This is a genomic window from Proteinivorax hydrogeniformans (genome assembly GCF_040515995.1).
Lineage (GTDB): Bacteria > Bacillota > Proteinivoracia > Proteinivoracales > Proteinivoracaceae > Proteinivorax > Proteinivorax hydrogeniformans.
The window spans coordinates 942,484-967,461 of the sequence record NZ_CP159485.1; the positions used below are offsets into that span (position 1 = coordinate 942,484).

The 24,978-nt window shown below is 36.4% G+C and carries 21 protein-coding genes and 1 riboswitch; of the genes, 16 read left to right on the forward strand and 5 right to left on the reverse strand.

Annotation, left to right across the window (positions count from 1 at the left end):
- Positions 1 to 9: 9 nt before the first annotated feature.
- Both panC and panD read left to right on the forward strand, forming a co-directional pair.
- The gene (panC, locus tag PRVXH_RS04490; protein WP_353894120.1) at positions 10 to 855 is read left to right on the forward strand and encodes a pantoate--beta-alanine ligase; all 846 of its coding nucleotides are present in this window, start codon (positions 10 to 12) and stop codon (positions 853 to 855) included.
- Between the two features lie 5 nt (positions 856 to 860).
- A complete protein-coding gene (gene panD / locus PRVXH_RS04495; protein WP_353894121.1) occupies positions 861 to 1,244 on the forward strand; it encodes an aspartate 1-decarboxylase in 384 nt (127 codons plus the stop codon).
- 43 nt (positions 1,245 to 1,287) lie between these two features.
- On the opposite strand, the gene PRVXH_RS04500 is transcribed toward panD, so the two are convergent.
- Positions 1,288 to 1,764, reverse strand: coding sequence for a DUF3231 family protein (locus tag PRVXH_RS04500; RefSeq protein WP_353894122.1), 477 nt, complete (start codon positions 1,762 to 1,764; stop codon positions 1,288 to 1,290).
- 396 nt (positions 1,765 to 2,160) lie between these two features.
- Between PRVXH_RS04500 and PRVXH_RS04505 the strand changes: the two genes are divergently transcribed.
- From PRVXH_RS04505 to PRVXH_RS04515, 3 genes are all read left to right on the forward strand, one after another.
- Positions 2,161 to 2,874, forward strand: coding sequence for a Crp/Fnr family transcriptional regulator (locus tag PRVXH_RS04505; protein WP_353894123.1), 714 nt, complete (start codon positions 2,161 to 2,163; stop codon positions 2,872 to 2,874).
- 10 nt (positions 2,875 to 2,884) lie between these two features.
- Positions 2,885 to 3,334: a PadR family transcriptional regulator gene (locus PRVXH_RS04510; RefSeq protein ID WP_353894124.1), complete on the forward strand. Its 450-nt coding sequence runs from the start codon at positions 2,885 to 2,887 to the stop codon at positions 3,332 to 3,334.
- A 130-nt stretch (positions 3,335 to 3,464) separates the two neighbouring features.
- Positions 3,465 to 4,109, forward strand: a complete 645-nt coding sequence (locus PRVXH_RS04515; RefSeq protein WP_353894125.1) for a hemolysin III family protein — start codon at positions 3,465 to 3,467, stop codon at positions 4,107 to 4,109.
- 59 nt (positions 4,110 to 4,168) lie between these two features.
- Here the strand turns inward: PRVXH_RS04515 and PRVXH_RS04520 are convergent, their stop codons facing one another.
- Positions 4,169 to 4,330 (reverse strand): rubredoxin, encoded by a 162-nt coding sequence (locus PRVXH_RS04520; protein ID WP_353894126.1) that lies wholly within the window; start codon positions 4,328 to 4,330, stop codon positions 4,169 to 4,171.
- Between the two features lie 113 nt (positions 4,331 to 4,443).
- Between PRVXH_RS04520 and murF the strand changes: the two genes are divergently transcribed.
- From murF to PRVXH_RS04570, 10 genes are all read left to right on the forward strand, one after another.
- Complete coding sequence (murF, locus tag PRVXH_RS04525; protein ID WP_353894127.1) at positions 4,444 to 5,847, forward strand: UDP-N-acetylmuramoyl-tripeptide--D-alanyl-D-alanine ligase; 1,404 nt, start codon at positions 4,444 to 4,446, stop codon at positions 5,845 to 5,847.
- On the forward strand, positions 5,837 to 7,144 hold the full coding sequence (locus PRVXH_RS04530; protein WP_353894128.1) for a hypothetical protein: 1,308 nt from the start codon (positions 5,837 to 5,839) through the stop codon (positions 7,142 to 7,144). Before murF ends, PRVXH_RS04530 begins: the two co-directional genes overlap by 11 nt.
- 132 nt (positions 7,145 to 7,276) lie before the next feature.
- Positions 7,277 to 7,774 (forward strand): ferritin family protein, encoded by a 498-nt coding sequence (locus PRVXH_RS04535; protein ID WP_353894540.1) that lies wholly within the window; start codon positions 7,277 to 7,279, stop codon positions 7,772 to 7,774.
- Between the two features lie 109 nt (positions 7,775 to 7,883).
- Entirely contained in the window at positions 7,884 to 8,303 is a 420-nt protein-coding gene (locus PRVXH_RS04540) for a hypothetical protein (RefSeq protein ID WP_353894129.1), read from the forward strand.
- Between the two features lie 184 nt (positions 8,304 to 8,487).
- Positions 8,488 to 10,230, forward strand: coding sequence for an ABC transporter ATP-binding protein (locus PRVXH_RS04545; RefSeq protein ID WP_353894130.1), 1,743 nt, complete (start codon positions 8,488 to 8,490; stop codon positions 10,228 to 10,230).
- A 13-nt stretch (positions 10,231 to 10,243) separates the two neighbouring features.
- Positions 10,244 to 12,307, forward strand: a complete 2,064-nt coding sequence (locus PRVXH_RS04550; RefSeq protein WP_353894131.1) for an ABC transporter ATP-binding protein — start codon at positions 10,244 to 10,246, stop codon at positions 12,305 to 12,307.
- A gap of 2,206 nt (positions 12,308 to 14,513) precedes the next feature.
- Positions 14,514 to 15,419: a hypothetical protein gene (locus tag PRVXH_RS04555; protein ID WP_353894132.1), complete on the forward strand. Its 906-nt coding sequence runs from the start codon at positions 14,514 to 14,516 to the stop codon at positions 15,417 to 15,419.
- Positions 15,420 to 15,495: 76 nt separating this feature from the next.
- Complete coding sequence (locus PRVXH_RS04560) at positions 15,496 to 16,995, forward strand: YjjI family glycine radical enzyme (RefSeq protein ID WP_353894133.1); 1,500 nt, start codon at positions 15,496 to 15,498, stop codon at positions 16,993 to 16,995.
- Positions 16,988 to 17,713, forward strand: coding sequence for a radical SAM protein (locus PRVXH_RS04565; protein ID WP_353894134.1), 726 nt, complete (start codon positions 16,988 to 16,990; stop codon positions 17,711 to 17,713). The genes PRVXH_RS04560 and PRVXH_RS04565 overlap by 8 nt, the downstream gene beginning before the upstream one ends.
- A gap of 335 nt (positions 17,714 to 18,048) precedes the next feature.
- Positions 18,049 to 19,437: an LCP family protein gene (locus PRVXH_RS04570; protein WP_353894135.1), complete on the forward strand. Its 1,389-nt coding sequence runs from the start codon at positions 18,049 to 18,051 to the stop codon at positions 19,435 to 19,437.
- Positions 19,438 to 20,299: 862 nt separating this feature from the next.
- Here PRVXH_RS04570 and PRVXH_RS04575 read toward each other — a convergent pair.
- From PRVXH_RS04575 to PRVXH_RS04585, 3 genes are all read right to left on the reverse strand, one after another.
- Positions 20,300 to 21,784: a Na+/H+ antiporter NhaC family protein gene (locus tag PRVXH_RS04575; protein WP_353894136.1), complete on the reverse strand. Its 1,485-nt coding sequence runs from the start codon at positions 21,782 to 21,784 to the stop codon at positions 20,300 to 20,302.
- A 100-nt stretch (positions 21,785 to 21,884) separates the two neighbouring features.
- A riboswitch (Lysine riboswitch) is annotated at positions 21,885 to 22,070 on the reverse strand.
- A 107-nt stretch (positions 22,071 to 22,177) separates the two neighbouring features.
- The gene (locus PRVXH_RS04580) at positions 22,178 to 23,182 is read right to left on the reverse strand and encodes an aldo/keto reductase (RefSeq protein ID WP_353894137.1); all 1,005 of its coding nucleotides are present in this window, start codon (positions 23,180 to 23,182) and stop codon (positions 22,178 to 22,180) included.
- A 164-nt stretch (positions 23,183 to 23,346) separates the two neighbouring features.
- Complete coding sequence (locus tag PRVXH_RS04585; RefSeq protein WP_353894138.1) at positions 23,347 to 23,673, reverse strand: YlbF family regulator; 327 nt, start codon at positions 23,671 to 23,673, stop codon at positions 23,347 to 23,349.
- A 183-nt stretch (positions 23,674 to 23,856) separates the two neighbouring features.
- Here PRVXH_RS04585 and PRVXH_RS04590 point away from each other — a divergent pair, with 183 nt between their 5' ends.
- Complete coding sequence (locus PRVXH_RS04590) at positions 23,857 to 24,951, forward strand: metallophosphoesterase (protein WP_353894139.1); 1,095 nt, start codon at positions 23,857 to 23,859, stop codon at positions 24,949 to 24,951.
- Positions 24,952 to 24,978 lie beyond the last annotated feature (27 nt).

A 24,978-nucleotide genomic window follows, 5' to 3' on the forward strand; every position in this document is an offset into this window, starting at 1 on the left:
AGGTTTAACATGAAAATCATTAATTCAATTCATGATATGCAGACATTTTCTCAGCAACAAAAGTCAGACGGAAAAAAAATCGGCTTTGTTCCTACAATGGGATTTTTGCATAAAGGGCACTTAAGTTTAGTTGAAGAAGCAAAGAAAAGAAATGAGATTGTAGTAGTAAGCATATTTGTTAATCCTACTCAGTTTGGCGAGGGTGAAGACTTCGATATTTACCCAAAGGATTTCGAAAGAGACAAGGAAATGTTAGAAAATATGGAGGTAGATGTTATTTTCTATCCGACTGTTGACGAGATTTACCCTAAGTCTTATAATACTTATGTTGATGTTTATGGGGTGACCGATAAGTTGTGTGGCGCTTCAAGACCGGGTCATTTTAGAGGGGTTACTACAGTAGTATCTAAGCTCTTTAATTGTGTACTTCCCGACAATGCATATTTTGGTTTAAAGGATGCACAACAGGTTGTTGTTATCTCTAAGATGGCAAGGGAACTTCATTTCCCTGTAAATATAGTCCCATGTCCCATAGTTAGAGAATCCGATGGATTAGCATTAAGTTCTCGAAATGTAAATTTGACAAAAGAGCAGAGAGAGCATGCCACTGTACTTTATAAATCGTTAAAAAAGGCAGAGGAAATGATAGAGGATGGTTGTTTAGATGCAAATCAGATTAAACAAGTTTTAAAGGATGAAATAACAACTTATCAAGAGGCTAGGCTTGATTATATAGAGGTTGTGGATTTTGATACACTTGAAGATGTAAAAACTATACAGGGTAAAACCCTGCTAGCTTTGGCAGTTAAAATCGGCAAAGTTAGACTGATAGATAATTTAATAGTGGAGGTGTAAATACTATGTTACTAACAATGTTTAAATCAAAAATTCATAAAGCAACTGTTACGGAAGCGGATTTGAATTATGTAGGAAGTGTTACTATTGATTCAGATTTGATGAAAGCTGCAAATATACTTCCTCACGAAAAAGTACAGATTGTTAATAATAACAATGGTGCCAGACTAGAGACATATGTTATAGAGGGGGAGCCAGGCAGTAAGGTTATATGTTTAAATGGTGCAGCAGCTAGGCTAGTTCAACCAGGAGATAACGTAATCATTATTTCTTACTGTCAAGTTGATGAAAATCAGGCAAAGGCCCACGAGCCTACTATTGTTTTCGTTGACGAAAAAAACAACATCCAAACTGTAGAAAATGGTGAAAAGCACGGCGAAAAAAGATAGCTAATAAACTCAAAAAAGTATCCAGCAGGATACTTTTTGTTTGTTACTGTTTGAATTTAGGTGGCACAATTAACCAGTCTTTTTTCTTCATAAGTTTTAAAAGATTTCTTCCGGAATCAACACACTGAGAATGGAATTTAACAAATTGGGTAGCAAGATCTTCGCGAGTAAAAGATGCCATGGCACCACTAAGACCAATTAGCCCACCTTTTATTTCACCTGTCAAATATTGAGCAATCTCAATATCCTCATAAAAAGATCCTGCAGGAAGATCACCTTTAATGCTTGGTTTTGAACTAAAAGAATTTTCCAAGGAAATCCCCTCTTGTTCTAGCATTGACTCCATTTGTTCGAGAATAGGGGCATCCACCTTATTAATTTTTGTAGTTAAATATTTCTTCAAATCTTCATCCTTGGCGTGATTTAACATAATTTTGTTAGCGTTTATAGTGAGTTTCATTGTCATTGCACTTTCCCAAAGGACTGTTGCCTCCATAATATTTAAAGGGTCTTTACTCAAACTGTCTCTCTCCTTTTACGGTATTTTGTTTTAGTTTAACCTAAAATAAAAAGAACTATTTATCGCAGAGTCAACTGGCTTTAGACCTTAGCAGTTTGTAAAAAAGCCCATTAATAAAATTTAGGAGCCAAGAGCTAGTAAAAGCTAAATTTGGTGTTAGAAAGGCAACACTCACTGATGGACTTTCACTTTATTATTACATATTGTCTTGATGTTAAGTTTTGGATTGTTTTCTGTTATAATAGTTAATAGTCGTAGATAATTTCAAAATGAAGACTTTAAAATCAAACAAATAATCTAACCCCTTTTGTTAAAGGTTAGGTTAAAGAAAAAGTGGTTATCTGTAAAGGTAGAAAAGTTTTGTAGCACCAAGTTAGGTTGGGGAGGGATAGAATTATGGAAAGCTGTGGATGTAGTCAGTGTACTCAACAATATTGTTCTAAAAAGGTATCTATATTTCAAGGTCTAAACATAGAATACTTATCAAAAATAAGCTCTAAAGTAAATCATAAGACATTTAAAAAAGGCGAAGTCATTTTTATGCAAGGTGATACAACACAAAATCTATATATAGTTAATAGTGGGAAGATAAAAATCTTTAAAGATACCCCCTCAGGAAAGGAACAGATTTTATATATCCTATCCGATGGCGATACCATAGGTGAGCTAAGTCTTTTGAAAAAAGAAACAATAAATTACAGTGCGGTGGCTATGGAGAAAACTCGGGTTTGTGTACTGACAGGTCATCATTTTCAGGAAGTCATTACTCAAAACCCTGACATCATAGTCAAGGTGATGGAAACAGTTGGGGATAGACTGCAAAAGGTAGAAAGCTTAGTACAAAGCTTAGGCACAAAAGATGTAGAGGCAAGGCTTGCTCAAACTTTAGCTAGCTTAGCAGAAGAATTCGGTACAGTTAATAATTCCGGGATCAAACTAACCCTTCCTATGTCTAGGGAAGAACTATCTAACTATGTTGGAGTGGCTAGAGAGACTATAAGCCGAAAGCTTGGAGTGCTACAAGACGCAGGACTTATAGAGCTAATTTCAAATAAAAAAATTATTATTAAAGACTTAGAAAAGCTTAAAAAACATTCTTCCCAAGAATAGGGGGATACAAATGTCAGATAAAGTTATTATAGATTGGGATAAGGAAGAACAAAAAATCGAAGAAGAATATAAAAAAAAGATGAACCAATTAAAGCAGCGAAAAAAAGAAAGCCAAATGGTAGGAACTATTTTGGCTAAAGGAGTACTTCCGGTTTTGGTGATGGAGGTCGTCTCTCGTAGTCCTAAAAATGGCAACGAAATTTCTGTAGAAGTAGGAGAGATTACTGCTGGAAAATGGGTCCCTAGCACTGGAGGAATCTATCCAATACTAAAAAAGATGGAAAAAAAAGGTTATATGGTTTCAAACTGGGATGATCCAGATAAAAGAAACAAAAAAAATTATGAAATTACAGAAACGGGTTTAACAGAACTTGCTAATCAAAGAAATGAACTGCTATCAAGTCTTAAACAAACAAAGTTAATCTTTGAAGGAATTGAAAAATATATTATGTCGGAATAAAGCTGATTCTTAATAAAAGAGTTAGCTTTTTTTTGAACCATAATTACCGGATTTGACATATATTATCACTAGTGATAATATAGATGAAAGTATATCAGTAGTGATAATATATGATAGTGAGGTGTAGGAGTTGAGGTTTAAAATAAAAGAGCCGGTTAGTACATTGACCCATCTTATTACCTGTATCTTAGCAGTTATCGGTACAGTGTATTTGATTACAAATGCCAGAGGGGATGCTGTAAAAGCAATATCCATGGCCATATATGGAGTTAGCTTAATTGCATTATATGGGGCAAGTTCTGCATATCATTGGGTTAAATCAACGGAAAGAGTAGAAAAAACTTTAAAGAAAATAGACCACCTGGCCATTTTTGCTTTAATAGCTGGTACCTATACTCCAGTTTTTATGTATGGACTAGAAGGACCTTGGCGGGTAGCAATGCTTTCTACTATCTGGGGGTTAGCCTTAGCTGGAATGGTAGTAAAGTTCTTTTTCATAAATGTTCCTAGGTGGGTATCTTCGGTTATCTACTTAAGTATGGGGTGGATAGCAATTGTGCCATTTTACCACTTAATTCAAGTTTACGTAACTGAGGTAATTGTACTAATGATTCTAGGTGGTGTGTTCTATTCTGTTGGTGCTATAGTTTATGCAAAAAAATGGTTCGACTTTATACCTAATAAGTTTGGCTTTCACGAAAACTTTCACTTATGGGTGATGGCTGGCAGTATAGTCCATTTTATTATGATAGCGCTATTTATCTTGCCTTTATAACTAATATAACTATAAAACAAAAAAATCACACATTTGCTTATAGCAAATGTGTGATTTTTTTATTCATCTATTTCTTCAAAAAGCTCTTTGCCAACCCCACACTCAGGGCACTCATAATCGTCAGGCAACTTTTCAAAGGGTGTGCCAGGCTCAGCAACACCTTCTTCACCCTGCTTTGGGTCATAAACATACTCGCATACTGTGCAGCGCCATTTCTTCATTATATTCACCTCCATTCTCATCTAAAAAAAGGAAAATATATTCCTGTGGTAAAAAAGTATATCATAAGATAAAATGAATTTAAAGGAAAATATAGCAAAAGGAGAGGTTTTAATTGAATTTAACAAGTTCCAAAATAGCTAATATTGTATCTGGTAAATTAGTCGGGGAAAAAAATATCTCTATTGATTATATATATTATGATGTTTTAAAGCAGGATAATCCTAAAACACCTTTTTTATATATTCCATATATAAATAGTTATAGAAACATAGACAGCACAAATTTTATTTCAAAAATGGCTGCAAAAGGAGCCAAGGGTGTATTGCTAGAAGCAAATCAGCTTAACTTAGTTGAAACCAAAGATTTTTCTTTTTATATAATTGTAAAAGATCTACAAAAAGCAAGCTTGTCGCTGGCGAAATACTATAGGCAAAATCACGAGGGAAAAGTGATAGCAGTAACGGGAAGCTGTGGTAAAACAACTAGTAAAGAAATGATTGATTCGGTGCTTAAGTCAGCAAAAACGAGCTCTCTAAAAACTGTTAGAAATATAAATGGATTTGGTGGGACATCCCATGTCTTGTTTAATGCAAACAAGAAGGATTGGCTAGTAATTGAAGCTGGAGTAAATGGATTAAAAAGACTGCCTTCACTGGCTGAATCTATATCCCCAACCTACTTATTAGTTACAAACATTAGTAACACTCATTTTGATAGACTGAAGAGTCTTAAGGAAGTAGCGTACCATAAGCTTAAACTAGCTTATACCAGCACTCCCCCAGATAAAATAGTCTTAAATGGAGATGATCCCCACTTAAAACATCATATAACGGATAAAACTATAACTTTTGGCTTTGGACTGCAAAATAATTATGTTATAAAAGATATCGTTAGTTTAGGAAAGGAAGGAAGTACTTTTAAAATAAAAAAAGATGAAAAAGAGTTTGCTGTAAAGACCCCTTTACTGGGGAAACATAATGTTTTAAACGCTTGTGGTGTCTTTGCATTAAGTCACAGTATTGGTTTGCCCGTTAAGCACATAGTGTCTGGAATTAAAGCCTTCTCTGGAATCGTACACGAAAACTATGAAACAAGTAAATTAAAGGAAGTTAAAGGTGTTAACTTTTACGATGATACCCAACATTTCAATATTCCTGGACTGAAGTCTGGTTTAGAAACATTCTTTAGCTTAACACCCAATAAAGGAAATGTAATATTAGGATATGATTATAAATTTAACTCTGAAAACTTCAGCTTTAGGGAGCTTCATCTCGCGCTACTTCCATATATTAAAAAAATTAAAACTCTATATCTTATTGGAGATAAATGGCTAGAACACAAGGATTTTGTTTCAGATATAACTAATGACATACAAATAGTATCAGACTGTGAGCAACTTGCAAAATATCTAAAAGAACAACTTAAGCCGGGTGATTTTGTTTATGCTAAGGGAGATTTCCATCAACATTTAAGGAAAATTTTTCATCTTATGGAGGTATATGAAGATGTCAATTGAAAAAAGCCTCGACATTATATACTCATTTTATAACAAAGTAGGAAAAAATGTTCCTCTAGACCTTCACGATAGTGAATTTAGAAACCCTGATTTTACTAAGCAGCTTCTGTGTCGCTGCGATACCAAGTTAGATATAGGAAAAAACATTATTATAGTCGGCAGTAAAGGTAAAGGAAGCACAGCGGAAATACTTGCTGAAATTTTAAAAAGACATGGGGCTAGAGTTGGCTTGTTTAAAAGTCCTCATTTGGTAGATTTTAAGGAACGAATCCAGGTAAATGGCCAAAAAATAAGCGCAGAAGATTTTAATAGACTGACAACACAGCTAAAAGAACCTATAAATAATGTAGGAAGTAACATAAGCTGGCCAGGTTACTTAGGGCCAAATGCCATTTTATTGGCTATGGCCTTAAATTATTTTAACGAGCATCAAACTGACTATAACATTTTAGAATCTGGAAGGGGTGGGGAGTATGACGACACCTTTATGCTGGGAAGGAACATAATCTTTACCCCCATTTTTTTGGAACACAAATATAGGCTAGGAAAAACAATAAAAGATATAGCTCAAACCAAAATAAATGCACTGAACACAAAAACAACTAACGCCATATGTTCAAAACAAGTAAATGATGTGGTACTCCCACTGTTTAAAAAAAAGGCACATGAGCATAACATAAGCTCGAAGATATTCGAGCAAGACTTTAGGGTGTCCAGTGTTAAACACAATAAAACCTACACCGAAGCGAGCTTGGAAATCGAAAAGGAAATATATAATCTTAACTTTCCTCATATTCCACTATATATTATGGAAAACTTTGCAAATGCTGCAGCAGCAGCTCGCTTTTTTTGTGAAATGGATTTAAATGAAAAAAAGCTAAACGAGATGTCACACAATCTAACCCTTGACGGTCGGTGTGAAGTAATGACAGTTGAAGATAAGACCTTTATTTTCGACGGGTTGGTAAGTAGTGAATCTGCTAGGGAAGTTAGTTTATTTATAGATTCATTACCCACAAAGGGAAAAAAAGGTTGCTTGTTAGCTTTGCCAAAAGACAAAGATTTAGAAGGAGTAGTTGATGTACTTAAGTCTAAGTTTGATCTTTTAATTTTAACAAAGGCCAGCAAAACCCAATATCCATTTGAAAACACTATTTCAAGCTATAATGATATTTTAGTATCGGACAACCCAACAGATGGGCTAAAGACGCTATATAATAACAAAATAACTAACATATGTGTCTTTGGTACCCAATCTTTGTTAGGAGAAGTAAAAAAATATATTCAAACATGTTGACAATATTTATAATGGAATGTATAATTTAATCAAGAACAGTTACTAATAGCATTTAATATTATTATTTAATAAGCATCTAATATTACATAAAATATAATTAACTAAAAAAGAATAAAAAACTTGGAGGGATACATAATGGATAAAAAAACATTAGAAAATTTAAAGGAAGCATTTGCAGGTGAATCACAAGCTAATAGAAAATACTTAGCTTTTTCAAAGCAAGCAGAAAAAGAAGGACACAAAAATGCTGCAAAAATGTTTAAAGCTGCAGCCTTGGCAGAAACAATTCATGCCCATTCCCACCTAAAGGCTATGAATGGTATCAATAGTACCGAAGAAAACCTTAAAGAAGGTGTAGAAGGGGAAACATTTGAGTTTGAAAAAATGTATCCAGAAATGGTAAAAAGAGCAGAAGAAGTTGGAGAAAAGCAAGCAGCTAGATCATTTAAGTTTGCCATGGAAGCAGAGAAAGTACATGCTAACCTTTATCAAAAAATGCTAGATAATCTAGAATCAGGCGAAGAGTTTACCTTCCACCTTTGTACAATATGTGGAAATGTAGAACTAAAACCAGTTGACAAGTGCTTTATATGTGGCGCTGGTTCAAAAGCATTTGAAATAGTAGAATAGTCCCCCCTAGAGTAGTTGGTTATAGCCAGCTGCTCTTTTTTTAGTTTAATAAAGAACAAGTGCAATAATATCCTTAACTAAGTTGTTTTATAATTAAGGAGGGTCTGAAATGTCATTTTTAAAAATGCTGCTACCTATATTTCTGCTTGTAACTTTTACTGGCTGTTCGAACACGTATAGTATAGAAAGTTTGAAGGTTGATTTAGAGGAAAAGGGTTATATTGTTAGTTCTTATGAGACTGAGGAGTTTTTTATCCCAACAAAAACGAAAAGGTTGAAAGTTAACGAGGAAACTTTATACATTTATATGTTCCGCAGTAAATTAAAGATGGAAACAGCAGCAAGTCAAATTGACCCAAATGGTGCTCACTATACTTCAGGGTCCAAAGTAAAATCTGTTAGTTGGGTGAAGCCCCCTAGCTTTTATAAAAGAGGAAGGATTATAGTTCAATATTTTGGAGAAGATGAGAAAGTAATTTCAGACTTAACGGACATACTAGGGGAACAATTCGCTGGAGTCAAAAAATGATTGATGTTAATTTAAAAAAGCGCTACGTTTCAAAACGTAACGCTTTTTTAAACTAACACTTTCACTTTATTCAAAATTATATACAATAGATATAAAAGACAAAAATATCATTTATATTACGATTGTCTTAAATTTATATTCATGATATAATTAGAGTGCCGAAGTAAATAAAGGGGGTACATATATGGGAAGATTTAGGTATTTGAAAAGTTTTTTTAAGCAATATAAGTGGTATTATGCATTTGGAATCTTTTGGTTACTTGTTGTAAATGGTATCCAGATGTTTGTGCCTAGATTATTAGGTAATATAACAGATCAGTTAGCAGAGGGACTACTAGATGGCTCAGATTTAGTTAGATATGCAATAATTTTAGCTAGTATTGGTCTTCTTATGGGAGTTAGTAGAGCTTTGTGGAGAATATATATTACAGGTTCTGCTAGGAGGCTGGAATACTTTATAAGAACAAAGCTGTTTTTACATCTGCAAAAGCTGTCTCCAAGCTACTTTAATAGGATGAAAACAGGCGACATAATGGCGCACGCAACAAACGATATTAACGCAGTAAGGATGGCGTTTGGCGGCGGTATAATTATGATGACAGACGCTATTGTTTTAACTGTGATAACCACAATTTTAATGCTTGCACAAGTAGGATGGCAGTTAACTTTAATCGCTATGGTGCCTTTGCCATTTTTGGCTTTAGGCGTTGTCTCCTTTGGGAAAGTCATTCATAGAAGGTTTAAAAGGGTTCAAGCCGCCTTTTCTTCTATGACAGAGTCGGTGCAAGAAAATCTATCAGGGATTAGAGTGGTAAAGGCATTTGTACAAGAAGATGAGGAGATAAATAGGTTTAAAAAATCGGCCCAAGAGCATGTAGATAAAAACATTCATTTGATTAAAATATGGGGAGTACTACAACCGTTAGTACAAGTAATCTCGACTTTGAGCGTAATTTTGATAATTATGTTTGGTGGTATCGCCGTTATTAACGGAGATATTTCAATTGGTGACTTTGTAGCTTTCAACACTTACTTGACCCTGCTGATTTGGCCGATGATGGCTATTGGGCACGTTATAAACGTATTGCAGCGTGGCCGCGCTTCAATGGACAGGTTAAACACAATTCTAGATGAAGAGCCAGATATATATGATGGCGATAACGCCTTAGATGTTGATGTAAAAGGTGATGTAGAGATTAAGGACCTGACATTTAAATATGAAGACGGAACGGAAGCTTTAAAAAATATAAACTTAAAAATAAAAAGAGGAGAAACCTTAGCTATTATTGGCAGGACAGGGAGTGGAAAGACAACTTTAGTGAACTTATTACTTAGATTAGCGAATCCACCTAGAGACACAGTTTTTATAGATGGTGTGGATATAAACGATATAAAGTTGAAGCCTTTGCGTGAAAGTATTGGGTATGTACCACAAGATAACTTCTTGTTCTCAACAAATATTTCGGGAAATATAGCCTTTGCATTAAAAGACTACGAGCAAAAGCAAGTAGAGGAAGCGGCAAAGTTTGCTCATGTTTATGACAATATCATCGAGTTCCCGCAAAAGTTTGACACCATGATGGGAGAACGTGGGGTAACATTATCTGGAGGCCAAAAGCAAAGAGTTTCTATTGCAAGAGCAATAATAAAGGATCCCAACATTCTTATATTAGATGATAGCTTATCTGCTGTTGATACCCAAACGGAAGAAGAAATTCTAAGGCAGTTAAAAGATATCATGAAAAGCAGAACCAGCATAATAATTTCCCATCGCGTTTCTACTGTTAAAGATGCAGATGAAATCATTGTAATGGATGATGGTGAAATAGTGGAGCGTGGAAATCATGAAGAGCTTGTGGATAAAGATGGGCTTTACGCTAACCTACACTATAAGCAACAATTAGAAGAAAAACTAGGAAGCGCATAAAGGGGGGAAAGATATGGCTAATAAGAGTTTTCATGAAGAGGAAATGTTAGGAAAAGCTTATGACGGTCGGCTGATGAAAAGATTACTTAAGTATGCAGCACCATATTGGAAAGCATTTTTGGTATCTATTTTGATGTTGGCCCTTGTAACAGGGATAGAGATTGCTCGTCCATATATCGTTGCCTTAGCTATTGACGACTATATTTTTACATCCCCCATGGTAGCTTTTGAGCAGGGGGAAGAGCCTAAGGACGGAATTCAGTATAATAACAAAACATTTATAAAAGAGCGGCACTTAGATGAAGAGTACCCAGGCAGGCCCAGATACCAAATAATGGTTTATGAAGGTGAAAACTATCTAGTGCCATCGACGTTTGAAAGAGAAGAATTTACTATTGAAGAAAGACAGGGACAGGTTTTCTTTATAAATGAACACGGAGAGTTCACTGGTGATCTAATGGATGACCAGGTTTACCAAACCTTTCGGGAATATGATGTCGATGGGTTGATTAGACTAGGAACTATATTTTTAGTTGTTGTGTTACTTGGGTTTGGAGTTAACTACGCTCAGATTTATATTTTACATCGTACCGCCTTTAGGATTATTTATAATTTGAGGGTGGATATATTTTCCCACCTACAAAAGCTAAACTTAGGCTTTTTTGATAAAAGTCCAGTTGGAAGGTTAGTTACTCGTGTAACTAATGACACAGAAACTCTCAATGAAATGTTTGTCGGAGTCATGGTTAATGCTTTTAAAGATATATTTATGTTGATAGGTATTATAGTCGTAATGTTTAGCCTTGATGTACAGCTGGCCTTAATAGTTATGGCTGTACTACCTGTAGTGTTTATATCCAGCATAATATTTAGAATTAAAGCAAGGCAAGCGTATCGGGATGTACGCACAAAGCTTGCTAGGATAAACGCAAGCATTGCAGAAAACATCTCTGGTATGAAAATTGTACAGATATTTAAACAAGAAAATAAAAAGTTCAAAGAGTTTGACGATATTAACCAAGGACACCTTAAAGCTTCTTTAAGGGAAGTGAAAGTGTTTGCCATATTTAGACCGTTTATAGACGTTCTACACTATTTAGCGCTAGCACTTATAATTTGGTGGGGTGGTGGTTCAGTTATTCAAGGGGCCATACAGTTTGGTGTGCTATATGCGTTTATAAACTATATAAAGATGTTTTTCCAGCCAATAAATGCAATTACAGAGAAATATAATATACTGCAATCTGCCATGGCATCGTCGGAAAGAATATTTCAGCTTTTAGATACAGAGCCTGAAGTAGTTAACCCTGAAAAGTCAAAAGAGTTAAGGGAAGTAGATGGCTCTATTGAGTTTAAAGACGTATGGTTTGCTTATAATGAAGGTGAGTGGGTATTAAAAGATGTAAACTTTAAAGTAAACCCCGGCGAGACTGTTGCCTTTGTTGGAGCTACTGGAGCTGGCAAAACCTCTATTATAAACCTTATAAGTCGTTTCTATGATATTCAAAAAGGTGAGATCTTAATAGATGGTGTAAATGTTAAAGATGTTGATCAAGAAGAGTTAAGAAAGAATATCGGAGTGGTGCTACAAGATGTCTTTGTTTTTAGCGGTGATATTAAAAGTAATATCAAATTAAATAATGAACATATAGACGACGATAAAATCAAGGAAATAGCAGAAACGATTTATGCAGATTCATTTATCGAAAAACTACCAGATGGCTATGACCAGAAGGTACAGGAAAGAGGTTCAACACTTTCTGCTGGACAAAGGCAACTTTTGGCCTTTGCCCGTGCCTTAGCATTTGACCCATCTATACTAGTACTTGATGAAGCTACGGCAAACATTGATACTGAAACAGAAAGTATAATTCAAGACGCATTAGAAAAACTTCAAGAAGGCAGGACAACAATTGTAGTCGCCCATCGCCTATCCACTATACAAAACGCTGATAAAATAATAGTAATGCACAAAGGTAAAATCCGAGAGATTGGAACCCATCAAGAGCTATTAAACAACGGTGGAATTTACCATGATTTATATCAACTTCAATATAAAGAACAATTAGCACAATAATTGTCATCCCGCACGTCATCCTGAGAGCGCAGCCGAAGGATCTAGCCCGCGAGGGCGCAGGAACCACACAAATGACAAACCCATGAGCATGTCAGTTCAGGGTTTGTCATTTACTTATGGGCTAAGGTAGTCCTCTGCTGCAGACAGCTTAGAAGTACCCATCTTAGTTGTTGCAATTGCTAGCCCAGACCAGTCACGTATTAGAAGATACGCTCCCGCCCTGGTCCATCAACTGCGCCTAGAATCTAGGCACTTCTAAGTAGTCTGGCCATTTGGGTCTCCTTATATGGTTACCACAGTTGATTCCAACTTCTAACTACCCACTTCTCACTACTATTACAATACGCCCTGCCAGTAAAAGACAAACCCTTCAGTAGGCTAAGTGGTTTAACCCTATCCAACTATCCAACTAACCAACTATCTTACTAGTTTCCTGATGTCATCCTGAGGCACGCCGAAGGATCTAGCCCGCAAGGGCGCAAACCACACAAAATGGCCAAAAACGAACCAAGCATTTTACCAACCTCTAACTTCTCACCTCTGACTACCATTCTCCCACGTATTAGAAGATACGCTCCCGCCCTGGTCCATCAACTGCGCCTAGAATCTAGGCATTTCTAACTAGTCTGGCCATTTAGGTTACCACAGTTGATTCCAACTTCTAACTTCCCACTTCTCACTACTATTACAATACGCCCTGCCAGTAAATGACAAACCCTTCAGTATGCACAAGCGGTAAAATCTATAGGGGGGATTCCCCAAAATAAGCAGCCAGCATTTTTTCTTGACGTCATCCTGAGCGTAGCCGAAGGATCTAGCCCAAAGGGCGCAGGACCCACCCAAAACTCAAACCTAGGCCTGGGTCATTTCAGGGTTTGTCATTTACCTCTGGGCTACGGAGTTTCTCTGCTGTTTCTCCACATGTTCGACACCTTTTGCTTATAAGACGACATATCCATGTCTTTGATGTCAATGAAAGATAGCTTAATGCCAAAGGCTTACTCACAGGGAGAAAAAACGTATCGAAACAATACGCCCTGCCAGTAAATGACAAACCCTTCAGTAAGCTCAAGCGGTAAACCTATCTAACCAACTACTGTATCTATGACCAAGCAGAAAGCAAATTTGGAGTGAGTTTCAGACCCAGCATGTAGCTAATTTATACGTTTTCGCGGCCAATTGTTTTAGTAATGGTAATCAGTAGTATGAGGTTAGATGTTAGTAAAAACCACCATAACAAAATAGGGGGGGAGAATCTCCGCAGAGTCATCCCGCACGTCATCCTGAGAGCGCAGCCGAAGGGTCCAGCCCACAAGGGCGCTAATTTCAAACCCTAATTGGCCACGGTAAACATAACGAAACAAGCTACATGCTTAGTCCAAACCCATTCATATTAGGTGACCATGTAGGAAAACCCCTGTTTTAAATGCAGCAGGTATAAAATATAGACACTGTTCTTATAAAGTGTATATTATTAGCAAAATCTCCTCCAGTTTAATGAAACCCATTTATTTGCAGACCCAGCATGTAGCAAATTTATACGTTTTCGCGGCCAATTGTTTTAGTAATGGTAATCAGTAGTATGAGGTTAGATGTTAGTAAAAACCACCATAACAAAATAGGGGGGGAGAATCTCCGCAGAGTCATCCCGCACGTCATTCTGAGAGCGCAGCCGAAGGATCCAGCCCACAAGGGCGCTAATTTCAAACCCTAATTGGCCACGGTAAACATAACGAAACAAGCTACATGCTTGGTCCAAACCCATTCATATTAGGTGGCATGTAGGAAAACCCCTGTTTTAAATGCAGCAGGTATAAAATATAGACACTGTTCTTATAAAGTGTATATTATTAGCAAAATCTCCTCCAGTTTAATGAAACCCATTTATTTGCAGACCAAGCAGAATAAGCAAATTTGGAGTGAGTTTCAGACCCAGCATGTAGCTAATTTATACGTTTTCGCGGCCAATTGTTTTAGCAGTGGTAATCAAGACCCACGCAACGAACCCACTTTCCACTTTATTATATTCAGTAAAAAAACGGTTCTGATCATCAAAAGTTGATAATCTGAACCGTATTTTATTACTTTTGGCTAGATATGCCCAGTCTTCTTTTCATATATTGGAAAATAACAAGTTTTTAGCAGGAAAAAGGTCATTTTAAGTCGAAAAGTACCTTATGGGAAATATAGGGCGGGAGGCGACACCATGTTTAACCAAATGCAAACCTTAGAATGGCTCATCGAAGACACAAATGACAATGTGCGTTATCTTACTGCTAAAAATATATTGAACATGCCCCAGTGTTCTTTAAGAACTTTAAAGATCAAACTGAAAAGTGATTCAATATACAAAGAGGTAACCCAAAAACAAAAAGAAGATGGAAGCGTTGGCCATGGTAATGTTTGGGACGGCACTCCTTCTACATTGTTGCTTCTTGTTCAACGAGGTTTTGATATCTCGGATCCTAAAATACATAAAGTTTGTAGGCATGTTTTGCAATATCAGGACAAAAACTATAGATGGGTTGCCATATTGGGGCAATCATCAGAGGAAATTACTCACTGCTATGGGGTGGATAGTTTTTTGTTAAAGACATTACTTTTGGCAGGTTTTCCACCATTAGACATAAGGATAAGGAAAAGCTTTGCTAAAGTGGTAAAACAGCAAAGTAAAGATGGGGGATGGGGAAAGGGGTGTAAAAAGTTTGAGCCCAATCAAAGTTGCCCTTATAAAACCCTGCAAGTAATTCAAGCTTTACATTTGGTGCGCTTTCCGCAATACGAAGCAAAACTAAAACAAGGAGTTTTGTTTTTAAATAATTACCTAAAGGAGAAAAGCCATCACGAGCTAAATTACCTAATATTAAACAAACTAGAGCTCCATATTTTTATCACAATTGCTGTTGAAATTCTATCTAAAAGTGAGCTGAAGTGGGCTGAAAATTGGGCTATGAGCTGCTATAATGAGCGGTACTTTGAACCTCCTATTTTGCCAAAAGACAAGTTAACTAGCCGACCAGATTACATAAGGAATAATCTTACTAAGGAGTTTTTTACATATTATCTAACTTATTTTATGTTAAAAATGCAAAAAAATAAAAACACAAGTTAGGATCAGTCTAAACTGAACACTTGTGTTTTTTATTTCTGTTTTTTTGATATAATAGATTTAAAGGAGGAGTTTAATAATGCAGAAAAAAGAAGAAAAAGTATTATCTATTATATCAGATACAGCTTTGACAACCGCTCAGAAAAAACACTTTTTATCAGTAGAAGGTGAAAATATTCTTCCAAGAATTAATGTTTCTACCTCCACTAAAAAGCTTTATGATGAAGGAGTTCTTTGTGACCTTCATGAAGGGAATGCTCCTTATCGGCCTAGGTATGTTTTGCCTAACTATCAAAAGCTATTTGAAAACGGCAGTGAATTTTTAGGGTTAAACCCTCCGCAAGATCTTTTTGAGGCTACTCAAACCCTCTTAATTGCGTACAACCATGTTCCATCTATAACCGGCAAACCTGTTTATTTAGGTGATGTAGATAAACTTTTACAACCTTTTACAAAGGGTATGTCCCAAGAAGAAGTTTATAAGATTATCAAGTGGTTTTTAATCGCTATAGATAGGGTATTAGCAGACGGATTTTGTCACATGAATATAGGACCAGAAAACACGCTAGTAGGAAGACTTATCTTAAAAGCAGAGAGAGAATTGAAACAACCAGTGCCTAACATCTCATTAAAGTATTCACCTAAAATCACCGATGATGAACTTTTAGAAGAAGCAGCTAAAACTGCGCTGGTTACGGGTAAACCTCATTTCCACAATCATCCTCTTATTAAAGAACAGTTAGGTGACTATGGTGTAGTTAGCTGTTATAACAACCTTTTAATAGGAGGGGGCAGCCATACCCTGATAAGAATTAACCTTTTAAAGCTTGCTAATAAAAGTGAAAGCTTAGAAGAATATTTGCATGACTTGATACCGGCAGCTGTAGACGCTGCTTCAGAGCTAGCTAACTCGAGAAACAAATTTTTGGTGGAAGACGCTAAGTTTTTTGAATCTGATTTTCTCGCCCAAGAGGGTTTGATTGATTTAGATAAATTCACATCTATGGTAGGTATTTTTGGTTTAGCAGAAGTAGTTAATAAGTTTAGCAAAGGTACGTATGGCAAGGACGAAGAGGCCAATAGCATAGGCCTAAAAATAGTAGAAAAAATTTATGACCATTTAATGAGTGTAGATGCTGTTTATTGCCAAGGCACAGAAGATAAACTGACTCTACACGCCCAATCTGGCATTTCTGATGACATTGATGAGACACCGGGAACAAGAATCCCAATAGGCGACGAGCCAGAGCTGTATCAGCACTTATGTACAGTAATCCCAATGCACAAATATTTTAACTCTGGGATAAGTGATATATTTATATTTGATCAAACTGTCAAGGATAACCCAAAGGCCATGTGTGACATAATTAAAGGGGCTATGAAGCAAGGAATCAGAACCTTTACAGCAAACCAAGAGGATAGCGAGCTTATAAGAATTACAGGCTACCTTATAAAGAGGTCTGACCTAGAAAACTTTAGCAATAACAAGAAAAATCTTCAGCTATCTGGAAATCTAGGAGCGGAAGCTGTAGTTAATCAGCGGATTTTAAATCGCAAGGTAAGAAAGCTACATGAATAGTTTGTATGTCAATAAAATAATTGATTTTTCTTTTGTAGATGGGCCAGGAAACAGATTAGCGATTTTTTTGCAAGGATGTAACTTAAATTGTGGATATTGTCATAACCCAGAGACAATACCAGATGCCAAAGTAAATTCTTATACAGTACAACAGTTATATGACTATATTGCAAAAAGAAAAGATTTTATTACAGGAATCACAGTATCTGGTGGAGAGTGTACGTTGCAGTGGCAGGCTCTAATAGAGTTATTTTCCCTGCTTAAGAGAGAGACCGCACTAACTATATTTATTGATAGTAACGGCAATATAGACAGTGAAGGGCTATCATATCTTTTGCCTCTAACAGATGCTTTCATGCTAGACATAAAAGCTATTGATGATGATGTACATCATCAAATAACTAAAACTTCAAACGAAGTCATACTCGAAACCGTAAGAGCTGTGCATAAACAGAACAAGTTATATGAGCTTAGATATGTTTTGATTCCGGGGATAAATGATAGTGTTGATGATCTTAAAAAGCTGGCTAACTTCGTTTTATCGTTGGGTGATCACCCTCCTTTGGTTTTGATTCCCTATCGAAACCACGGTGTGAAAGGTCATTTTAAAAGCATACCATCTATGGAAAAAAAACAATATAACTATGCAAAAGAGACTTTAAGTAGTCAAGGATTGAAAAAAATAATAGAAAAAAATAATTTTTTTACCAAAAAGTGAAACTTTTTCCCGTTTAAATCGTCTATATATGTGAACGGGTAAAGGGATAAAAAAATAGATCGGAAAGCGAAAGCCGCTTGTTGAGCTGCTACGCGCAAAAACCAGCTATCAAAAAGGTAGCTGGTTTTTGAATATAAAAAAATAAATAGGGCAAACTAATAGGATATTTGTCCTAGAAAATTGAACTAGAATAATGTATTATATTACTATAAAGTTTATGTATGGTTTTAGTCATTATTGTTAATAAGATGGCTAGCTACATATATATCATATAATGGGGCATTAAATTTTAATAACCGATTCCCATTGTTAACAGTTTAAGGAGGGGACAATTTTTGAAAAGTACGTTGAAAAGAACATGGCAGTTTATCGCTAAAAACAAACAGAGAATAATGATATTTATAGCTTCGTTATTCATCCTTTCAGCAGTAGCACAAGCTGGGGACTTTACTCAGCAAGCCTATAATGCTGGCTCCGCTTTTGAGGCATATACACCAACAGGTGTAGGTGAGGTTGAAGGGGAGGAGTTGGATCCTGAGAATATTTTAGGCTCCTTTGTGAATATCGCTTTTTTGGGATTTGATGATGCCGATGACAGAGAGGATTCTTTCTATCGTCCGGATACTATTTTTGTAGCTTCAATTGATATAGAAAAAAACACAGTGGATGTAATAAATATACCTAGAGACACATATGTGAAAATTGCTAATCGAGGTGGGGGTAAAGATAAAATAAACCATGCCTTTTATTACGGCCAAAGGTATGGACAGGGAACTGACTATGAATCAAAAAAGGAAGAAGGTTTTCGCTATACTTTAGAAACTATGAGCTGGGTGCTAAGCGATATCCCGATTCATAACTATGTTTCTATAGATATGGATGGTGCTGAGGAAATCGTAGACTTAATTGGCGGTGTGGAATTTTACGTACCAGGTGATGTTTATAACCGTAGACGGACTAGGTTAAGAATTGAGCAGGGAAAACAAGTTTTAGATGGTGAAAATTTTATGTACCTTGCTAGAGATAGGACATCATTACAGGTAAATGATTTTGGACGAATTGAAATGCAAAATCAGCTTATGAAAGCTGCTTTCGAGCAAATGATGCAAGCCAAAATGATACCTAAGGTGCCACAGTTATATAGACAGGTAAATGATATGGTGGAAACAGACTTAACCTTTGCTCAAATCACAGCCTTAGCTCTAGTTGCAAATCAGGTGGACATGGATGATATTAAGTTTCATACCCTGCAAGGTGGGTTTGCTAAGGATGCTAACGGCGTAAGCTACGTAATGCTAAATGAGCATCAGCGCATATCAGTTATAAAAGAAGTTTTTGGATTTAAGCCTACATGGAGAAATATCGAAATGAAAAACCCTTGGGTAGAGGAAGAAGAAATAGACGAAGAAGGTGAAGAGGACCTAGGTATCGAAGATGGCCAAGAACCTGGAGATGACGATGACTTTGAAGATGAGCAAGATACAGGTGAAGGTGATGAAGACTCAGACGGTGATGAAGACTCAAAAGATGAAGAAGATCCAAAAGACGACGAAGATCCAAATGATGAAGAAGATCCAAAAGATGATGAGGATCCAAATGATGAAGAAGAACCAAATGATGATGAAGATCCAAATGATGACGAGGATCCAGAAGATGATGAAAACGGAGAAGATGAAAACGTAAATAGCGTAGAAAGCAATGAAAAAGAAACTGAGCAAGAGTAAACTAAAAAAAGCTGGGATGTATCTAGCCCAAAAAATAAAAAATGGTTTCAATCATCAAAATGATGATTGGAACCATTTTTTGCTGAATGTAATAAAGTTGAATGTAATAAAGTTGAAAGTTGAAAGTTGAAAAGTGAAAGGTGGGGCTCGTGTGTGGGACTTGCGCCCTTGCGGGCTGGATCCTTCGGCGTGCCTCAGGATGACTTCAGGAAACTAGTGAGATAGTTGGATAGTTGGATTGTTAGATAGTTGGATAGTTGGATAGGGTTAGACCGTTTGTACATACTGAAGGGTTTGTCATTTGCTGGCAGGGCGTATTAGTCATCTGCGTCTTTTTTCCCTGTGAGTAAGCCTTTGGCGTTAAGCTATCTTTCATTGATGTCAGAGACATGGACATGTCGACTTATAAGTTAAAGGTGTCGAGCATGTGGAAAAACAGCAGAGGACTACCTTAGCCCATAAGTAAATGACAAACCCTGAACTGACCTACTTGGGTTTGACATTAGCGTGGGTCTTGCGCCCTTGCGGGCTAGATCCTTCGGCGTAGCTCAGGATGACTTCAGGAAACCAGTAAGATAGAAGATGGTTGGTTAGTTGGATTGTTGGATAGAGTTAGACCCCTTGTGCATACTGAAGGGTTTGTCATTTGCTGGCAGGGCGTATTAGTCATCTGCGTCTTTTTTCCCTGTGAGTAAGCCTTTGGCGTTAAGCTATCTTTCATTGACGTCAGAGACATGGACATGTCGACTTATAAGACAAAGGTGTCGAGCATGTGGAAAAACAGCAGAGGACTACCTTAGCCCAGAGATAAATGACAAACCCTGAACTGACCTGATCATGGGTTTTGTCCCTATCTTCTTTTCTAGTTCTTATTTAATATAACATGCAGGAAACCTAGCATGGCTGCTATACACAGTGTTAGCACAATATAGTGGTTTATACCTACCCCTACCATAATCGAGCCAATTAAAGCAAAACCTCCAGGCACTAAAGCATATGGTAACTGAGTATTAACATGATCTATATGCGAACAGTCAGCACCAGCAGAGGATAAAATAGTGCTATCAGAGATTGGGGAGCAATGATCGCCAAGAACAGCTCCACCAAGTACAGCACCTAAGGCAGCATAAATAAACGACGTAGGACCCGCTACTGCTGTAGCAATAGCAATAGGAACCATTATACTAAACGTACCCCACGAGCTGCCCGTAGAAAAAGCAACTAGCGCAGAGATTAAAAACATAGTAACGGGAATTAAAAACATCGGAATTGAACCATCTGCAACTATATCAGCTATATATGTTCTTACATTTAAATCTCCGATAACTGCTCCGATAGTCCATGCAAGTGCTAAAACAACAATAACACCCATCATAGTTTTCATTCCATCAACAAAACTCTCAAAAATTTCGCCAAATGGCAGTGTTCTTTTAATGGCATACATCGCAAATGTTATAACAACTGCTATTAAGCCACCGTAAATTAGCGAAAAGGCTGGGTCACTTTCCGTAAAGGCAACCCATAGACTGATATCTGCGGTAAAGTATCCACCTGTCCATATCATAGCAAGTAAAGTCATGAACACCAAACTTCCGATTGGAATCACTAAATCCCATACAGTGCTGTTCGAAGAGATTTCTTCTTGTTTAACAGAAGTAGCTCGACTTTGCATCTCTTCAGCCCTTTTCATCGGACCAAAATCCTTACCGACAATTGCTATGAAAACTACCATTACTAGAGCTAAAATAGCATAAAAATTGAAAGGAATAATAGATATAAAAGCTGAAAATGGATTTTTATCAATTCCATAACGAGTAAATTCCTCGGCCATGATAGACATAACAAAAGCAATCCAGGTTGACACAGGTGCAATAATACAAACAGGAGCTGCAGTTGAGTCTAGAATGTAAGCTAGCTTTTCTCTTGAAACGTTCATTTTGTCAGTGATCGGCCTCATTACAGCACCCACACTTAATGAATTAAAGTAATCATCAATAAACATAAGCATTCCTAAAATCCAGGTTGTTAACATAGCACCACGACGGGTTTTTACCCTTTTAGCAGCCCAGTGGCTAAACGATATAGTAGCCTTACTACGACTAACCATCCCGATTATACCTCCAAGCAGCAAACAAAACACTATTATAGGAGTATTCCACTTAGGGTCTGCTACACTTTCCATTAAAGTGGTGCTTAGATACTCCAAAGTTGATAATGGGTTAAAACCATTGAGCATTAGACCTCCTATAATAATTCCTGACCCCAATGAAAAAATAACTTGTTTAGTTATAATAGCCATAACAATAGCTATTACCGGAGGCAGTAAAACCAAAATTGAGTTTTCCATATTAAAACACTCTCCTTAATAAAAAATTAAAAATAAAAAAACAGCCTAGAAATATCCAGACTGTTAAAAACAAAGTATTGGATACCCCAACTAAATCCCAAAAAGAGATAGCACTCCACAGTAGATACGGGTTATCTACTGTGACAGTCTCACAGCTATTAACTGTAAGCCCAGGAGAAAACTTCTATGGACAAAGCCCTCCTTCGGCGGTCATTCCTTTCCTTTTGAATCAAAGTTTCCATAACTCCTCAAAAGTACTGATAATTTCCGCACCTCTACCTCACTGTTTAGTGAGGTACACTATTTAATTGACTATGCTAGTTTAACATGGGTAATCGAAGCAGTCAACTGTAAAAAAATGCACACAATAGTTAATTGTGTGCATTTTAATGTTTAATTTTCAAAATCACAGGCAACCTCTTTAAGCATTTCCCTTATAGGCAATTCATAAGGACACTTAGTTTCGCATAAACCACATTCAGTACAAGCAGAAGCTGGTGTTGGTAATGTTTTATATCGTGGTAGCGCCCAATCCTTTAGACCATATCTTTTATGATAACCGTGGAAGATAAAGCATGAATGTATTTTTATTCCCTGAGGACAAGGTTGACAATACTCACAACGGCGGCAAAAGTTATGTTGAAGCTCATGAATATCCTTTTCCATACCATCCTTTTCCTCATTTGTCATTTCTAAATTATTAGCAGCTGTGACATTTTCAACAACCTGCTCTACGCTTTCCATACCAGGTATAGCAACAGTAACAAAATCTTTTTGCAAAATATATTTGATGCTCGCCGTTGGACTAGCAAGAGCCCCACCAGCCATCGGCTTCATTATGATTGTTGCGACCCCTTTATTAGCAGCCTTTACTAACAAGTCTTCACTTTGAGTTTCTAAGAAATTATAAGGGGCCTGAACTGAAACAAAAGGATAAATATCTATCGCCTTTGCCAAAATTTCAGGTCTATGTCCGGTAATACCTATATGCCCTATGTACCCATTTTTTTGTGCTTTAAGTAAAGCCTTAATAGCACCACTTTCGGGATTAAGCCGTTCTTTTAAATCATCTTCTGACGAAACTAAATGCATCTGATAAAGGTCGATATAATCTCTGCCGAAATTTTTAAGACTTTGATATATAGCTTCCTCCATAGACTTTTCATCTTTAGCTGGTGCTTTAGAAGCTAACACCCAGTAGTCTTTATGATTTTTAATTGCTTGTCCAATTTTTTCTTCACTATCAGTGTACCCCTGAGCGCTGTCAATGAAATTAACGCCTAAATCCTTTGCTTTTGCAATAACTTCTACTGTCTGCTTTGGGCTAATTCTTTGAATAGGGATACCACCGAATCCTAAGGGGTTAATATTTAAATCAGTGCTGCCGAATTTATTCAATTAAAACACCCTCCTTAATATTACTTTATGGTAGGCGCTTGCTAAAAAGTCACCTATCACTTCTTAGAATTATTATAATATTTAACACTACTTTAGGCAAATAGGATTAAAATAAAAAGGTTAATATACATTTAAAGAATAAAAGAATCCCCAGAGGGATTCTTTTATTCTTTGCTTAACTCTTGAGATACAGTCTCGTTGACCTCTTTCATAAGGTTCTCGAAGTTTTCTTGAGCTTCAGCCATATTTTTAATGGTAAGGTTAAGCTTCATTTCATTTTGCATGTTTTGAAGCTTCTCCATGTCTGCAGAATCAGGTTGTTGTCCGCTGTATTGAGCTTCCATTACCTTCTGTTGTAGCTCTTGAAAGTTCTGTACCAAGTCTTGAGCAGTTGGGTCTAACTTAAGTCTAGATTCAGCTGACTTAAGAGCCTCAAATTGCTCAGAACCTTTAATAAGGTTTGCTAGTTCTTGCGCTTTTTCTTTAATCAAAGTAACACCTCCAATGGTCTTAAGTTTAACATTTCTAGGAAAGAATTACAAACCCTTTTTATATCAGGGAATTTTACTAAAATGTAATATTTCGATATAAAGTGAATTGAATTATAAAAATTAGTTTGCTAGTCTAAATATTTAAGATATACTATAATTAGCAAGGAGTAAGGGGGAATTTATTTGACAAAGCAAGTGTATGTTATAGGAGATATACATGGAAGACTGGACCTTTTAAAACAGTCCCTAAAACTGGCTAGAATCATCGACAAAAATTCAAACTGGCAAAGAGAGAATATTTTACTTATCCAACTAGGAGACGTCATAGACAGAGGGCCGCAATCTCTGCAAGTTGTACTTTACTTTCAAAAATTAAAAAAACAGGCAAAATACTTTAATTCAGATATAGAAATACTGCTCGGGAATCACGAATTAATGGCTCTTTTTGCAGGCATGGGCAATAATTATGCAAAATTTCATTGGTATTTTAATGGCGGAGATGCTGTCTACAGCGAATGGAATCAAGGTCCAGATCCATTAGAAAGTAAACCTTTAGCTAAGCTTCCACAAAAGTTTTACGATCAATTTTCCCTAAACGGTAACTTTGGAAAAGTGATAAGTCAATATAAAGCAGCAGTAAAATATAAAAAAAACCTCTTTGTACATGGCGGAATTGTAAATGAAAAGCGGTCTATTGATGAAATAAATAAAAAGGTACAACAAACAATTACATCGCAAAATAAAGAAGCCTACCAAAAGGACTTATTTAACAAAACGGGTCCTTTTTGGGCCAGAAACTTCACTGAAAAATCCTTAAAAGATCAATGTTTACGCTACAATATTAACAGACAAATCGTCGGCCACACACCTAAAGTTGGGCTAGAAATCTCAAACGATGGCACCCTTGTTTATGCCGATTTAGGAATGAATCAAAATCATTTACCTTTCATTTTAAGCTTAGAAGAAAAGTATATTAGATTAAAAACAAAGTGTCGCCAGCATAAGCAACTCCTAGCTTCAGAGGGATGTATAAAAATAGTCAGCAGAGAAAAAAGCTATCCGTTTACAAGACCAAAGTTTAAACCAGGTGACCTAATAGATTTATTTAGCACAGATGACTCTCGGTTTTACGTGCAATTTAAGGTCTTAAGCATAAATACAGAAAAGATTATATGGTATATAGGAGAGTTTATTTATTATGAAAATGGTAAAAAGACAATAAAACCGGGCAAATGGCCAATTGGACATATTGATAAACATGGTATAAAGGCAGAATAATGTCGATGTACCGAGTATAATACACAA

Excerpts from the sequence above, each read along its gene's own strand:
- PRVXH_RS04550 (WP_353894131.1), top strand. The coding sequence starts at position 10,244 with ATGGCTAATAAGAGTTTTCATGAAGAGGAAATGTTAGGAAAAGCTTAT.
- PRVXH_RS04505 (WP_353894123.1), top strand. The coding sequence starts at position 2,161 with ATGGAAAGCTGTGGATGTAGTCAGTGTACTCAACAATATTGTTCTAAA.
- PRVXH_RS04510 (WP_353894124.1), top strand. The coding sequence starts at position 2,885 with ATGTCAGATAAAGTTATTATAGATTGGGATAAGGAAGAACAAAAAATC.
- PRVXH_RS04565 (WP_353894134.1), top strand. The coding sequence starts at position 16,988 with ATGAATAGTTTGTATGTCAATAAAATAATTGATTTTTCTTTTGTAGAT.
- panC (WP_353894120.1), top strand. The coding sequence starts at position 10 with ATGAAAATCATTAATTCAATTCATGATATGCAGACATTTTCTCAGCAA.
- panD (WP_353894121.1), top strand. The coding sequence starts at position 861 with ATGTTACTAACAATGTTTAAATCAAAAATTCATAAAGCAACTGTTACG.
- PRVXH_RS04540 (WP_353894129.1), top strand. The coding sequence starts at position 7,884 with ATGTCATTTTTAAAAATGCTGCTACCTATATTTCTGCTTGTAACTTTT.
- PRVXH_RS04520 (WP_353894126.1), bottom strand. The coding sequence starts at position 4,330 with ATGAAGAAATGGCGCTGCACAGTATGCGAGTATGTTTATGACCCAAAG.
- PRVXH_RS04530 (WP_353894128.1), top strand. The coding sequence starts at position 5,837 with ATGTCAATTGAAAAAAGCCTCGACATTATATACTCATTTTATAACAAA.
- PRVXH_RS04545 (WP_353894130.1), top strand. The coding sequence starts at position 8,488 with ATGGGAAGATTTAGGTATTTGAAAAGTTTTTTTAAGCAATATAAGTGG.
- PRVXH_RS04575 (WP_353894136.1), bottom strand. The coding sequence starts at position 21,784 with ATGGAAAACTCAATTTTGGTTTTACTGCCTCCGGTAATAGCTATTGTT.
- PRVXH_RS04555 (WP_353894132.1), top strand. The coding sequence starts at position 14,514 with ATGTTTAACCAAATGCAAACCTTAGAATGGCTCATCGAAGACACAAAT.
- PRVXH_RS04560 (WP_353894133.1), top strand. The coding sequence starts at position 15,496 with ATGCAGAAAAAAGAAGAAAAAGTATTATCTATTATATCAGATACAGCT.